Origin of the sequence: Rhizobacter sp. (genome assembly GCA_021153565.1) — a bacterium.
Taxonomy (GTDB): Bacteria; Pseudomonadota; Gammaproteobacteria; order Burkholderiales; family Burkholderiaceae_C; genus Albitalea.
On sequence record JAJKJU010000057.1, the window covers coordinates 1 to 12,887 of the forward strand.

Annotated in this window: 12 protein-coding genes and 1 pseudogene; 8 read left to right on the forward strand and 5 right to left on the reverse strand. The window is 62.3% G+C overall.

Annotated features, from left to right (window positions below):
• Positions 1-95 precede the first annotated feature (95 nt).
• The gene (locus tag AC30NL_RS03785) at positions 96-617 is read right to left on the reverse strand and encodes a GNAT family N-acetyltransferase (RefSeq protein WP_489462678.1); all 522 of its coding nucleotides are present in this window, start codon (positions 615-617) and stop codon (positions 96-98) included.
• Positions 617-2,614: pseudogene (locus AC30NL_RS03790) on the reverse strand (DNA topoisomerase IV subunit B). The gene AC30NL_RS03785 and the pseudogene AC30NL_RS03790 overlap by 1 nt, the downstream one beginning before the upstream one ends.
• Positions 2,615-2,843: 229 nt before the next feature.
• Here AC30NL_RS03790 and AC30NL_RS03795 point away from each other — a divergent pair.
• The 6 genes from AC30NL_RS03795 (at position 2,844) to AC30NL_RS03820 (ending at position 7,879) form a co-directional block, all read left to right on the forward strand.
• The gene (locus tag AC30NL_RS03795) at positions 2,844-4,058 is read left to right on the forward strand and encodes an MFS transporter (protein WP_489462679.1); all 1,215 of its coding nucleotides are present in this window, start codon (positions 2,844-2,846) and stop codon (positions 4,056-4,058) included.
• Positions 4,055-4,183 carry a hypothetical protein gene (locus AC30NL_RS03800; RefSeq protein ID WP_489462680.1) on the forward strand — a complete coding sequence of 43 codons (129 nt, stop codon included), beginning with the start codon at positions 4,055-4,057 and terminating at the stop codon, positions 4,181-4,183. Before AC30NL_RS03795 ends, AC30NL_RS03800 begins: the two co-directional genes overlap by 4 nt.
• A gap of 46 nt (positions 4,184-4,229) precedes the next feature.
• Complete coding sequence (locus AC30NL_RS03805; RefSeq protein ID WP_489462681.1) at positions 4,230-4,787, forward strand: class I SAM-dependent methyltransferase; 558 nt, start codon at positions 4,230-4,232, stop codon at positions 4,785-4,787.
• Between the two features lie 42 nt (positions 4,788-4,829).
• Positions 4,830-5,711, forward strand: a complete 882-nt coding sequence (dapA, locus tag AC30NL_RS03810; RefSeq protein WP_489462682.1) for a 4-hydroxy-tetrahydrodipicolinate synthase — start codon at positions 4,830-4,832, stop codon at positions 5,709-5,711.
• 244 nt (positions 5,712-5,955) lie between these two features.
• Positions 5,956-7,083: an NlpB/DapX family lipoprotein gene (gene bamC / locus AC30NL_RS03815; RefSeq protein ID WP_489462683.1), complete on the forward strand. Its 1,128-nt coding sequence runs from the start codon at positions 5,956-5,958 to the stop codon at positions 7,081-7,083.
• A 19-nt stretch (positions 7,084-7,102) separates the two neighbouring features.
• On the forward strand, positions 7,103-7,879 hold the full coding sequence (locus AC30NL_RS03820) for an MBL fold metallo-hydrolase (protein WP_489462688.1): 777 nt from the start codon (positions 7,103-7,105) through the stop codon (positions 7,877-7,879).
• 600 nt (positions 7,880-8,479) lie between these two features.
• On the opposite strand, the gene AC30NL_RS03825 is transcribed toward AC30NL_RS03820, so the two are convergent.
• Positions 8,480-8,968: a hypothetical protein gene (locus tag AC30NL_RS03825; RefSeq protein ID WP_489462684.1), complete on the reverse strand. Its 489-nt coding sequence runs from the start codon at positions 8,966-8,968 to the stop codon at positions 8,480-8,482.
• Positions 8,965-10,104: a JmjC domain-containing protein gene (locus AC30NL_RS03830; protein WP_489462685.1), complete on the reverse strand. Its 1,140-nt coding sequence runs from the start codon at positions 10,102-10,104 to the stop codon at positions 8,965-8,967. Before AC30NL_RS03830 ends, AC30NL_RS03825 begins: the two co-directional genes overlap by 4 nt.
• A gap of 34 nt (positions 10,105-10,138) precedes the next feature.
• Between AC30NL_RS03830 and AC30NL_RS03835 the strand changes: the two genes are divergently transcribed.
• Positions 10,139-10,660, forward strand: a complete 522-nt coding sequence (locus tag AC30NL_RS03835) for an FKBP-type peptidyl-prolyl cis-trans isomerase (RefSeq protein ID WP_489462689.1) — start codon at positions 10,139-10,141, stop codon at positions 10,658-10,660.
• 152 nt (positions 10,661-10,812) lie between these two features.
• Here the strand turns inward: AC30NL_RS03835 and pabB are convergent, their stop codons facing one another.
• Positions 10,813-12,171: an aminodeoxychorismate synthase component I gene (gene pabB, locus AC30NL_RS03840; RefSeq protein WP_489462686.1), complete on the reverse strand. Its 1,359-nt coding sequence runs from the start codon at positions 12,169-12,171 to the stop codon at positions 10,813-10,815.
• A 58-nt stretch (positions 12,172-12,229) separates the two neighbouring features.
• Between pabB and AC30NL_RS03845 the strand changes: the two genes are divergently transcribed.
• Positions 12,230-12,787, forward strand: coding sequence for a chorismate--pyruvate lyase family protein (locus AC30NL_RS03845; RefSeq protein WP_489462687.1), 558 nt, complete (start codon positions 12,230-12,232; stop codon positions 12,785-12,787).
• The last annotated feature ends 100 nt before the right edge of the window (positions 12,788-12,887 follow it).

Below are 12,887 nucleotides of genomic sequence, written 5' to 3' on the forward strand. Positions count from 1 at the left end.
GCGCAGCCATAGCCCGGGCTATGGCGAGCATTTGCAACGACGAGCAGGGGTCTTTTGGCGTGATGAGCGGGCATGATCGAAATACTCTCAGCCTCTCAGCCCTTCTCTTTCGCATCACGCCGAGCGATGTATTCGCTTTCGAGCATCGACATGACGATCAGCGAATCGAAGCCATCATCGGTCTTCACGCTGTCGCGCAAGCGGCCTTCCTCGACGAAGCCTTCGCTGCGATAAAGCGCAAGTGCCCGCTCGTTGAGCGACTTCACGTCAAGCCAGAACCGATGTGCGCCAAGATCGCGGAACGCCATTTGGGTGAGCAGACGCACGCAGGCCCGGCCCAGGCCCTGCCCCTTGGTCTGCAGCACGATGCGCTTGAGTTCCACCGACCGATGCGGGTTGCGACATCCTTGCAGGATGACAAAACCTGTCGATCCATACGTGGGCCCCGCCTCGACGATGAAGTGCCGGAAGTCCGGGAAGCGAACCGCTCCTTCATGCTGCGTGCGTTCCCATGGCGTGATGAAAGGCCGGTTACGCTCGTCCTGCTCGACCGAGATGACGAAGTCGAGGTCCGATAGCATCGTTGGGCGCAGACGGATGTTGGACCTCTCGGCCATCAAACATCTACCTCGACCGCATCGCCATGCATCTCCATCAAGTCGCGGCGCGCCTGCGCTTCGCCTTTGCCCATGAGCTTGGTGAGCGACTCAACGGTAGCCTCGAATCCGAGTGCAGCGAACTCGATCTGGAGCAGGCGGCGCGTGTCGGGGTTGAGCGTGGTTTCCCACAATTGCTCGGCATTCATTTCGCCCAAGCCCTTGAAGCGGCCAATGCTCCACGAGCCTTCGCGTGCGCCTTCCTTGCGCAGCTTGTCAAGCGTGGCGGTGAGTTCGCCGTCGTCGAGCGCGTAGATCTTGGCCGCCGGCTTCTTTCCACGCGCTGGAGCATCGACGCGGTACAGCGGTGGCTTGGCGATATAGATGTTGCCCCGTTCGATGAGCTTCGGAAAATGCCGGAAGAACAGGGTGAGCAAGAGCACTTGGATGTGCGACCCGTCCACGTCTGCATCGCTCAGGATGCAGATCTTTCCGTAGCGCAAGCCGCTCAGGTCAGGCGTGTCGTTCGCGCCATGCGGATCGACGCCGATCGCCACCGCGATGTCATGGATTTCATTGTTTGCGAAGAGGCGGTCACGCTAGACCTCCCAAGCGTTGAGAACCTTGCCGCGCAGAGGCAGCACGGCCTGTGTCTCCTTGTTCCGACCCATCTTCGCGCTGCCGCCCGCGGAGTCGCCCTCGACGAGGAAGAGTTCGTTCAGGTTGAGATCGCGGCTTTCGCAATCGGTCAGCTTGCCCGGCAGCACGGCCACGCCGGACCCCTTGCGCTTCTCCACCTTCTGGTTGGCGCGCTGCCGCGTCTGCGCTTGCTTGATGACGAGTTCGGCGAGTTTCTTGCCCAGGTCCACGTGCTGGTTGAGCCACAGCTCCATGGCCGGCTTGACGTAGGTTGACACGAGGCGCAGGGCATCTCGGCTGTTCAAGCGCTCCTTGATTTGCCCCTGGAACTGGGGGTCCAGCACCTTGGCGCTCAGCACGAAATTGGCCCTCGAGAACACGTCTTCGGGCATTAGTTTTACGCCATTGGGCAGGAGGCTGTGCAGGTCGATGAAGCCTTTCACCGCGCCGAACAGGCCGTCCTTCAAACCGGACTCGTGCGTGCCGCCGGCCACGGTAGGAATCAGGTTCACGTAGCTCTCGCGCACCGGCGCACCGTCTTCAGTGAAGGCCACACACCACGCGGCGCCCTCGCCTTCCGCGAAGTTTTCGGTTTCGCCACCGTCGGCGTAGTGCTCGCCTTCGAAGAGCGGAATCACCGGATCGGCCGTGAGCGTTTGCATCAGGTAGTCGCGCAGGCCGCCTTTGTAGACCCAGCTTTGAGTCTCGCCTGACTTCTCGATGTTGAGCGACACCGTCACGCCCGGCATCAAAACGGCCTTGCTGCGCAGCAGATGAGTGAGTTCGGTCTTTGGGAATTCGGCACTTTCGAAATACTTCGGGTCCGGCCACGCACGCACCGTCGTGCCGTTCTTGCGGTCGCCCGCAGATGCGCGGCGCACTTTGAGCGCATCCACCACATCGCCTCCCGAGAAGCCCAGTTCGGCGACTTGGCCTTCGCGCCACACTGTCACTTCGAGTCGCTTGGCCAAGGCGTTGGTCACGCTCACACCCACGCCGTGCAGGCCGCCTGAGAAACTGTAGGCGCCGCCCGCCCCTTTGTCGAACTTGCCGCCAGCATGCAGCCGCGTGAAGACGATCTCGACCACGGGCACCTTTTCTTCGGGATGAAGTCCGAACGGAATCCCTCGACCATCGTCCTGCACGCTTACCGATCCGTCGGTGTGCAGCGTCACGTCGATTCGCTTGCCGTAGCCCGCAAGCGCCTCGTCGGCGGCGTTGTCGATGACTTCCTGAATGATGTGCAGCGGATTGTCGGTGCGGGTGTACATGCCCGGCCTCTGCTTGACCGGTTCGAGACCCTTGAGAACGCGGATCGACGCCTCGCCGTATGAGCCGTCGCCTTTGGGACTGGATTTGCTGGGGGGTTTGGTAGCCATCGCGGCGGATTGTAGGCAGCAGCCGGGTTGTCCCTGCCCCGGAGTTCCCGGACGCATCTGCGCTGCAAGGCGGAAATGCGCTCCCCGTCACGAATCGCGGCTTGTACCGGCGCTTCGGGCCGAAGTCTTTCGCAGCATGGATCACATTCAAGCGAAACAGGCACACATGCATCCACGGATTTGCGTTCGCGCAGCAACGAGAAGCCTCTCGATTGGCTACATTCATCGGATGCAAGAAACTGTATCTCCCAAGCTTTCCATGACCCAGGTGCTGCTGTGCGGCGCCGCCATCGTCACCTTGTCCATGGGCATTCGCCACGGCTTCGGCCTGTGGCTCCAGCCAATCACCATGGACCGCGGCTGGACGCGCGAGACCTTCGCTTTCGCCCTTGCAGTCCAGAACATCGCCTGGGGCATTGCCGGCCCATTCGCCGGCGTGCTGGCCGACCGCTACGGCGCCTATCGCGTCCTCATCATCGGCAGCCTCTTCTATGCCGGAGGTCTTGTGCTGATGGCTGTGTCGACCAGCGGTCCCGCCTTCATGGGGAGTGCAGGCCTGCTGATCGGCATGGCGCAATCGGGCACGACCTACGCAGTGGTGTATGGCGTGATCGGACGAAATGTCGCGCCCGATAAGCGAAGCTGGGCGATGGGTGTGGCCGCTGCAGCCGGATCGTTCGGCCAATTCTTGATGGTGCCTGTCGAGAACAAGCTCATCGGCAACTTCGGTTGGCAGAACGCGCTCTTCATCCTCGGATGCGTTGCGCTCGCGATTGCGCCGCTTGCGGCTGGACTGAAGGAATCCGATGTCCAAAAGGTCACCGGCGTGCAGCAAAGCATCGGCCAAGCGGTGCGCGAAGCCTTCGCCTACCCGAGCTTTCGCTGGCTGATGGCCGGCTACTTCGTGTGCGGCTTCCAGGTCGTATTTATCGGCGTCCATATGCCGAGCTATCTCAAGGACCACGGCCTGTCGGTCGATGTCGCGACCACCGCGCTCGCACTTATCGGGCTCTTCAACGTGATCGGCACCTACACTGCCGGCTCGCTCGGGGCACGCCTGCCCAAGCGCTACATCCTGTCGACGATTTACGCGCTCCGCTCGGTCGCGATTCTCATCTTCCTCAATGTGCCGCTCACGCCGCTGAGCGTGTACATCTTCGCGTCAGTGATGGGCGTGCTGTGGCTGTCCACCGTGCCGCCGACCAACGCCGTGGTCGCGCAAATCTTCGGGGTGCAATACCTGTCGATGCTGGGCGGCTTCGTCTTCTTCAGCCACCAGATCGGAAGCTTTCTCGGAGTGTGGCTTGGGGGCAAGCTCTATGACACCTCCGGCAGCTACGACGTGGTGTGGTGGATCGCGGTGGCACTGGGCATCTTCGCGGCCATCGCGAACCTTCCGGTGAAGGAGTCCGCCATCGTCAGGGCCACGCCGGCCGCGGCATGATCATGAAAGCGCGGCGCAGCTTGATCTGGCTGGCTGTCAGCGTCGTGCTCGTGCTCGTGTTTGCGGCATATCTGCGTCCGGATGTCGCCGTGACGCTCGCGAACCAGCTATGGAATTGCTTCTGATTTCGAAAATCGCCTGCGTTACAGCGGCGTAGCAGCAACACGGCGCATGAGCTTGTCACAGCCCCACTCTCATCTCGACCCGTCCGCCTGGGTGCAGCGCTGGTCGCACCTCGTGCCGCAAGGTGGCACCGTGCTTGACGTGGCCTGCGGGTCTGGGCGGCATGTGCGCTGGTTCTACAGGCACCATTGCCGGGTGACCGGCGTTGATCGCGACGCAACTGCCATCGCGTCGCTTGCCGGCTTTGCCGAGACGGTTCTCGCCGACATCGAAGCCGGCCCCTGGCCTTTCCCCGGCCGCCGCTTCGACGCCGTCATCGTCACCAACTACCTTTGGCGGCCGCTGTTGCCGACCATCGTCGATTCGGTGGCTGAAGGCGGCGTGCTGATTTACGAAACCTTCACTCAAGGCAATGAGACGGTCGGCAAGCCCTCCAACCCCGACTTTTTGCTGCGCCAGCAAGAACTGCTTCAGGCCGTGGCAGGCTGCCTGCGTGTGATCGCTTTCGAGGACGGTTTCATGGGGGAACCCTCGCGCTTCGTTCAGCGGATCGCAGCCGTCCGGGAAGCCCCCGGGAGCACCGGCCCAGCTCGTTACCCGCTGTGACTGCTGCGCCCGGCTAAAATCGTTCGATTCAGAGGAAACTGCATGAACCCCATACTTGGCAGCATCGTCGCGTTGGTCACGCCGATGCATGAAGACGGCAGCGTCGACTACGACGGACTGCGCCGCCTCATCGACTGGCACGTGGCCGAAGGCACTGATTGCATCGGCGTGGTCGGCACCACCGGAGAATCGCCGACGGTGTCCGTCGAAGAGCATTGCGAAATCATCCGCGTCACCGTCGAACACGCCAAAGGCCGAGTGCCCATCATGGCCGGCGCCGGCGGCAACTCCACCCTCGAAGCCATCGAACTCTCGCGCTACGCCAAGAAGGTCGGCGCAGACTGCACGCTGTCGGTGGTTCCCTACTACAACAAACCTTCGCAAGAAGGCATCTACCAGCACTTCAAAGCCATCGCCGAGGCCGTTGACATCCCCACGGTGCTTTACAACGTCCCCGGGCGCACAGTCGCCGATATGCACGTCGACACCGCGCTGCGCCTTGCACAGATTCCATGCATCGTTGGCATCAAGGAAGCCACCGGCGAAATCGACCGCGCCGCCTGGCTCATCAAGCAGGCACCCAAGGGCTTCTCGATCTACTCCGGCGACGACAGCACTGCCGTGGCATTGATGCTGCTCGGCGGCCATGGCAACGTGAGCGTCACCGCCAACGTCGCGCCGCGCCTGATGCACGAGTTGTGCATGGCCGCCATCGAAGGCCGCTCCCGCGAAGCAGCTGCCATCCACCTGAAGCTGCTGCCGCTGCACAAGAACCTCTTCCTCGAACCCAGCCCCGCACCGACCAAGTGGGCGATGAAGCAACTCGGGCTGTGTGGCGACACCATGCGCTTGCCCATCATCCCGCTCACGCCTGCGGGGCAAACCGTCGTGGGCCAATCGCTGCGCGACAGCGGCCTGCTCTGAGAGAGCTGAGAGTTTTTCGATCATGCCCGCTCATCGCGCCAAAAGACCCCTGCTCGTCGTTGCAAATGCTCGCCATAGCACGAGCTATGGCTGCGCTTTGCGCCTAGATCAGACGCCTTTTGACGTGCTGCTCGGACACGCTCGAAATACTCTCAGCCTCTGACGTCAATCGATCCAAGCAGACGGTTCCAATTGCAAACACCGGGCCGGCCACAACAAGCCGATCCCTCCGGAGACTCCTGACGTGACTGTTTCGTTTCGCTCTACCTCTGTTCGCCTCGCTTGCCTGACGCTTGTTGCCGGCCTGTCGGCATGCTCGTCGGTCGAGAACTTCATGGGTGGCGACAAGGTCGACTACCGCTCCGCTGGCAGCACCCGTGCGCAAGGGCTTGAAGTGCCGCCCGACCTGAGCCAGCTCAACCGCGACACCCGCTTCCAGCAACAAGGCGGCACGGTCAGCGCCACGCAGTTCCAATCCGGCAATGCAGCCGCCACGGCCGTCCCGAGCACAGTGGCACCCAAGGCCATCGGTATCGTCAAGCTTGAGCGTGAAGGCAACCAGCGTTGGCTGTCCGTGCCGATGACGCCGGAACAAGTGTGGCCTCAGTTGCAAGCCTTCTGGAAAGAACGCGGATTCACGCTCGTGCTCGACCAGGCAGAGACCGGTGTGATGGAAACCGACTGGGCCGAGAACCGTGCCAAGCTGCCGAATGACTTCATCCGCAACTCGATCGGCAAGGTCTTCGACTCGCTGTACTCCACCGGCACGCGCGACAAGTTCCGCACCCGCGTCGAACGCACACCCGACGGCAGCGAGATCTACATCACGCACCGCGGCGTGGAAGAGATCTACAGCGGCGACCACAAGGACACCACCGTGTGGCAGCCGCGCCCTGCCGATCCGCAACTCGAAGCCGAGATGCTTCAGCGCATGCTGCTGCGCCTGGGCGTGAAGGAGGAGGTCGCGAAGAGCACGGTGGACTCGCCAGTCACGCTGCCGTCACGCGCCCGCGTGGTCGAAGGCCAAGCCGCGGCGACGCTGCAGGTGGACGACGGATTCGATCGCGCATGGCGCCGCGTGGGCCTCGCGCTCGACCGCAGTGGCTTCACTGTCGAAGACCGCGACCGCGCACAAGGTGTGTACTTCGTCCGCTACGTCGACCCGGCGCAGGCCGGCAAGGACGAGCCGGGCTTTCTGAGCCGCATGTTCGGCAAGAAGAAGGACGATGCCGGCGGCCCGGTGAAATACCGGGTGCAGGTCAAGGGTCAGGGTGAGATCAGCACCATCACGGTGTTGAACGCGCAAGGCCAGCCCGAGAACGGTGAAGCCGGCAAGCGCATCGTCAGCCTGCTCGCTGAAGACCTGAAGTAAGGACTCTCATTTCAAGATGCTGCGCTTTTGCAGCCTTGGAAGCGGAAGCAGTGGCAACGCCACCCTGGTCGAAGCGTCCAGTGGCACGACGACCAGTCGGGTGCTTGTCGACTGCGGCTTCACACAGCGCGAGTTGCATGCTCGGCTCGCGCGGGCCGCGCTGACCATCACCGACATCAATGCGATCTTCGTGACGCACGAGCATGGCGATCACATTGGCTGTACGGTTGCGCTCGCCAAGCGCCATCGCATTCCGATCTGGATGAGCCGCGGCACTTGGCGCGCCGTGGGCGAACCCGAGCTACCCGACCTGCTTCATTTCGCGCGAGATGGCGAGGCCATTGTCGTTGGCGATCTCGAGCTCTCGCCATACACCGTGCCGCACGATGCGCAGGAGCCCTTGCAAGCCTGCTTCTCGGACGGCGCGCATCGCCTGGGTGTGCTCACCGATGCGGGCAGCATCACCAAACATCTGATCGAGCAACTGCAACGCTGCGACGCGCTTCTGCTCGAATGCAATCACGACCGAGAGATGCTTGCGACCTCGCGCTATCCCTGGTCGCTAAAGCAGCGCATCGGCGGCCGCTACGGGCACCTTAGCAACGACACTGCCGCCGAGATACTCGCGTCATGCATTCACAGCGGATTGCGTCATGTGATGGCCGCGCATTTGAGCCGCGAAAACAATCGCCCCGAACTCGCACTCGCGTCGCTTGCCGCAGCAGTCGGCGCGAATATGAAAGACATGCGCGCGGCAGGGGCCGAATGGGGTTTTGACTGGATCGAACTGCGCTGAAGAAGTTAGTTAGGATTTGGCCCGGAATAAGTTCCCGTTTTGGGGGCGCTGGGCGGGATGCGATGCAAGGCGCTCCGAGCGCCGTGTGTCGAGCCACACAAGTGAGGAGCAACGCCGCAGCGCGCCCGCCCAGCGCCCCCCCAAAACGGGAAATTGTTTCGGGCCAAGTCCTTAAACCTCAGGCAATAAAAAAGCCGCCCGAGGGCGGCTTTTCATGAACCGGAAGAAGCCGATTACTTGGAGGCAGCGGTCGCAGCGGCCGAAGCAGCCGAATCAGCAGCCGAAGCGGACGACGCTGCAGCCGAAGCAGAAGCGTCAGCAGCCGAGGCAACCGGTGCAGGGGCGGGAGCAGCCATCGGAGCCGGGGCCGGAGCTGGCGTCGTGACGGTCGTTTCTTCCTTCTTGCTGCAAGCAGCGAGAGCAACAGAAGCAACCAGGGATGCCAACAGAAGCGACTTTTTCATATTTATCCTCAATCAATAGGTCGAACAATTACCGGTAATTGTGGGACCCCTCCAATTCCTCAGAGCCCCAACGTTCAAAAGACCACGAGAGCTCGAGCATCTCAGTGGCCTAGCCTGCGATTATATGCGGAGCATTTCACAGACCGAGTGTCGAGGCGGGGAACGATTCCACCGAGCGTTGCGAAACAGCATCAATGAGTTCGCGATTTCGGAGAATATCGCCCGTATCTCGCGAGACGCTTCCACGGAAATGGATGCGATCGAACAAGCGGACGCACACCAATGAAGGCGCCAGCAAGAGCGTCGGAAGCTCGCGATTTTCGGCTTCTTCCTGGGCTCTGCACTCGACCACATGTGACCATGTGCGCCGCCACTCGACCCAACGCGGATGCTTGCGAAGCATCTCGTCGTAGTCGCGCGCGAGCACTGTCAACTTGCGATGTGGCATCGCCCACTGCGTGAGCGCATCGATGAGCGCGCCATCGTTCAGCGGCCAATCAGCAAAGTCTTCGTCGCACATCCAGATTTCGCGGCTGCCGATGCGTGCGCACTCGATGAACGCGGCACGCAATGCCTCTTGAAATTCGAGGCGCGTTGCAATGAGCGATGGCTGTGGGTCCGTCATGCTGTCACCTCGTCGTCTCCTGTCGAATGCATCCAGCCGGCTTGCGCCCATTCTGCTAGCAATTCCCTCGCTTCATCGCTTGCGCGCCCCCACTGGGCGGCAGGTAGAAAGCGATGATCTGCCAGGTAACGAATGAGCATTGCATCTTGCCCACCGGCGCGAAACGATTCACCGTTGATGAACACATGCTCGTCGTCGTAGAGCATGCGCGTGCGCCGATCGAGCACGATGTCGGCCTCGTGCCGCAAGGGTGCCCCTTCATCGAAAGCCACCAGCGGCTTTGGTTCGCTCAGCCATTCGCCAAGTGCACATGCGAGTGCCTTGGGGCTCTCGACCAGACGAGCAACGGCTTCCTTGGTGAACTCTTGAAGCGTCGATGGAATACGCGCGGGGGTGTCCGTCGCGGGCTGCGACGGATCGCGGTACAGCGCCGAGTTGGCGACCGGCTCTTCGCCGTCCAGCAGGCGCTGCAAGACCTCGCGCCCCACCTCGTCGCGAACCGGTGCGCGAAACCCGATCGAGCAGGTCATGCACTCGCCGTCAGCCACGCCGTCGTGGGCCCACCGAGGCGGCAAATACAACATGTCACCCGGCTCGAGAACCCACTCTTCCTCGGGTTGAAAATTTGCAAGAATTTTGAGAGGCAGATCGGGTATCAGCGCGGCATCGTTCATGTGCCCGATGCGCCAGCGCCGTTTTCCCTGCACCTGCAGCAAAAACACGTCGTAGGAATCGAAATGCGGGCCGACACCGCCGCCATCGGTGGCATAGGACACCATCAGGTCGTCGAGCCGTGCGTCAGGCACGAAGCGAAATCGCGAAAGCAGTTCGTGCGCTGCGGGAACATGCAGGTCGACACCTTGAATCAGCAGAGTCCAGGCAGGGGTCTTCACGGTGGGCAACTGCCGTTTGACAAACGGCCCCTGCCGCATCGTCCATTCGCCCGCCTTTTGCTGGACCAGGCGGGATTCGATGTACTCGTCAGCGGCCATCGAAAAGAGGTCGTTGCGACTGACCGGTGGCTCGATGCCAGGGAAGGCCTGGCGGATCAAAAGCGGCTTTTTTTGCCAGTGGCGGCGCATGAAAACCTGTGGGGTGAGCCCGCCCAGCAGGGGGGAAGCAAGAGCAATGTCCATGGAACGGATTGTGGCCTGTGCGATCATTTCCATGATGAACATCAACGCACCCTGTGTCGTCAGCCTCGTATGGCGACTCGAAGATGCCCACGGCACACTGATCGACGAACTGAAGGATCCGGTGGAATTCTTCTTCGGCGGAGACGACCTGCTCGCCAAGGTCGAAGAAGTCCTGAGCGGGCAGGCCGTGGGCTTCGAAGCCCAGCTGCACCTGGAGCCCGAACACGCCTTTGGCGATTACGACCCCGACCTGGTGTTTTTCGAGGAACGGTCGATCTTCCCTGAGGCGGTCGACCCTGGCATGCAGTTCGACGGCCTTCCTGAAGGCGCCACCACGCAAGGCATGCCCGAGGACACGACCTACACCGTGACCGAGGTGTACCCGACGCACGTCGTGCTCGACGGCAACCACCCCCTCGCGGGCATTGCGCTTCGCCTGGACATGAAGGTGCTCGACATCCGGGAAGCCACCGAAGAAGAGATCGAAGCCGGCAGCGTGGGCCAGCCGGTGTTTACTGTGATGACCAGCGCTCCGTCGGGATCTCAATTGCACTGAGAGTGCTGAGAGTTTTTCGATCACGCCCGCTCATCACGCCAAAAAGGCCCCTGCTCGTCGTTGCAAATGCTTGCCATAGCACGAGGTGTGGCTGCGCTTTGCGCCGATCAGGCGCCTTTTGAAGTGCCGCTCGGACACGCTCGAAATGACTCTCAGCCTCTGACGCCGCCATCCAGTACTCGCACCAGTCGCTCGCCATTCGCCACCGTTTCAGACCACTCGCTCGCGGGCTCGGAATCGGCGACGATTCCGCCGCCCATCTGGACCATGACGCGGCCTTGCGCCACCACTGCCGTTCGGATCACCACCGACAAATCCATGTTGCCGCGGCAATCGAGGTAGCCGATGGAGCCAGCATAGAACCCTCGCCGCAAGGGCTCCAGCGCCTCGATGGCCTGCATAGCGGCGAGTTTGGGCGCGCCAGTCATCGAGCCCGGAGGCCAGCAGGCGCGCAGAAGGTCGACGATGCCGCATTCCTGGCGCAGGGTGGCCTGGACGGTGGAGACCATCTGCCACACGCTCGAATATGGCTCCAAAGCAAACAGACTGGGCACACGCACGCTGCCAAGCTCGGCGACGCGGCCGAGGTCATTGCGCATCAAGTCCACGATCATCAGGTTTTCGGCACGGTTTTTCTCGCTCGCAGCGAGCCACGCCCGGTTTGCGGCATCTTCATCGGGCGTGAGTCCGCGAACCACCGTGCCTTTGATGGGTCGTGCCTGGACCGTCCTGCCTTGCACTTGCAAAAAGCGTTCCGGAGAGCAGCTTGCGATCGCGAACTCAGGCGCCTCGAGGTAGGCCGCGAACGGTGCGGGATGAGCCGCCACCAGGTCTTCGTAAAGTGCCCAAGCATCGCCCTCGAAGGCAGCATCTTCGCGCCGCGTCAGGTTGACTTGCAGCACATCGCCCTTGGCAATGCTGTCGCAGATGTGCCCCACACCCGCCTCGAATTCAGCTCGATCCATTCGTCGGATGCGTGGCCCGGTTTGCCAAGCCATCTTGGATGCCAGCGATCCCCGCGCACGAACCACGGTGTGCGCCCAATCGGATTCGCGATCTGCCTCGGACCGTGGCCACGCGTGAGAGCCGGCGCCTTCCGACGTGCACTGCCACCACTGGCCTGTCGCATGGTGAAAAGCCAGCACCTGATCGACCGCCATCCACCACATCTGCGGGAGCATCGGATCGTGCAGCGCCTGCTGCGGCAGCCGATGCAAATGCCTCGCAGCGTCGTATCCGAGAACGCCGACCCATCCGCCGACGAAGTTGAGTCCGGCGGGCGGCTCGCCGTCGATCTCGACCTCACCGACGGCGCACATCGCCGCCATCGCCGCGAAAGGATCTCTCCATTGCGCCATGACCTGCCCGTTGCGCTGTAACCGGGTGCCCTCGCCGTCTGTGTACAGTGTGGCCCGCGCCGGCCCTGCGATGTAGGACCACTGTGCCTGGCCTTCCATGGTCATGGCGCTCTCGAGCAAGGCATGACGCGCATCGCCTCGAAGCTTGGCCATCGTCTCCCGCGGTCCGTGCGGGAGGTCGAGCGGCCTGATCCTCACTCGAATGCTTGTCATGTCTTCAAACTTTTCCACCCCGACCGCCCGGCGCGAACAATTCGCCAACCCGGCTGCAACGCCTGCCGACGCCGCGCATCAACGGCGGGTGCTCAAACTGCTGCTCGCGCAAGACGGCTCGACAACGCGTTTGTGCGAAATCGTCGCGGGCGGGCCCATCGAGTTGCATGTGCTGAGCCAGCATGCGACGAGCGACGTGCCTGCCATCGTCCGCGCGCAGCTTCCGGGTGAGCAATTTATTGAACGTATCACCTTCCTCGCCGCGCACGGCGAAGTCTTGATGGACAACCTCACCTACATTGCGCTCGACGGGCTTGAACCGCAACTGGACGTCGAACTGCGCGCCGGCACGATGCCGATCGGCCATCTGCTCGCCCGCCTGTGGGTACGCCGCGAACGCATCGCCGACGCGCCGGAACTCATGCGGCGCCTGTGGAACGCCGTGGGACTGCCCGACCCGGCAGCCACGAGGGCATACCGCATCGCCACGCCGGAATCGGCCCGAATGCTGATCGCCGAGACCTACCGACGCGGCATGATGATGGATCGCGGCTAAGAGGCTGAGAGTATTTCGAGCGTGTCCGAGCAGCACGTCAAAAGGCGCCTGATCTAGGCGCAAAGCGCAGCCATAGCTCGTGCTATGGCGAGCATTTGCA

Excerpts from the sequence above, each read along its gene's own strand:
- AC30NL_RS03835 (WP_489462689.1), top strand. The coding sequence starts at position 10,139 with ATGAACATCAACGCACCCTGTGTCGTCAGCCTCGTATGGCGACTCGAA.
- AC30NL_RS03800 (WP_489462680.1), top strand. The coding sequence starts at position 4,055 with ATGATCATGAAAGCGCGGCGCAGCTTGATCTGGCTGGCTGTCAGCGTC.
- AC30NL_RS03845 (WP_489462687.1), top strand. The coding sequence starts at position 12,230 with ATGTCTTCAAACTTTTCCACCCCGACCGCCCGGCGCGAACAATTCGCC.
- AC30NL_RS03795 (WP_489462679.1), top strand. The coding sequence starts at position 2,844 with ATGCAAGAAACTGTATCTCCCAAGCTTTCCATGACCCAGGTGCTGCTG.
- AC30NL_RS03825 (WP_489462684.1), bottom strand. The coding sequence starts at position 8,968 with ATGACGGACCCACAGCCATCGCTCATTGCAACGCGCCTCGAATTTCAA.
- AC30NL_RS03805 (WP_489462681.1), top strand. The coding sequence starts at position 4,230 with ATGAGCTTGTCACAGCCCCACTCTCATCTCGACCCGTCCGCCTGGGTG.
- AC30NL_RS03785 (WP_489462678.1), bottom strand. The coding sequence starts at position 617 with ATGGCCGAGAGGTCCAACATCCGTCTGCGCCCAACGATGCTATCGGAC.
- dapA (WP_489462682.1), top strand. The coding sequence starts at position 4,830 with ATGAACCCCATACTTGGCAGCATCGTCGCGTTGGTCACGCCGATGCAT.
- AC30NL_RS03830 (WP_489462685.1), bottom strand. The coding sequence starts at position 10,104 with ATGGACATTGCTCTTGCTTCCCCCCTGCTGGGCGGGCTCACCCCACAG.
- pabB (WP_489462686.1), bottom strand. The coding sequence starts at position 12,171 with ATGGCCAAGCTTCGAGGCGATGCGCGTCATGCCTTGCTCGAGAGCGCC.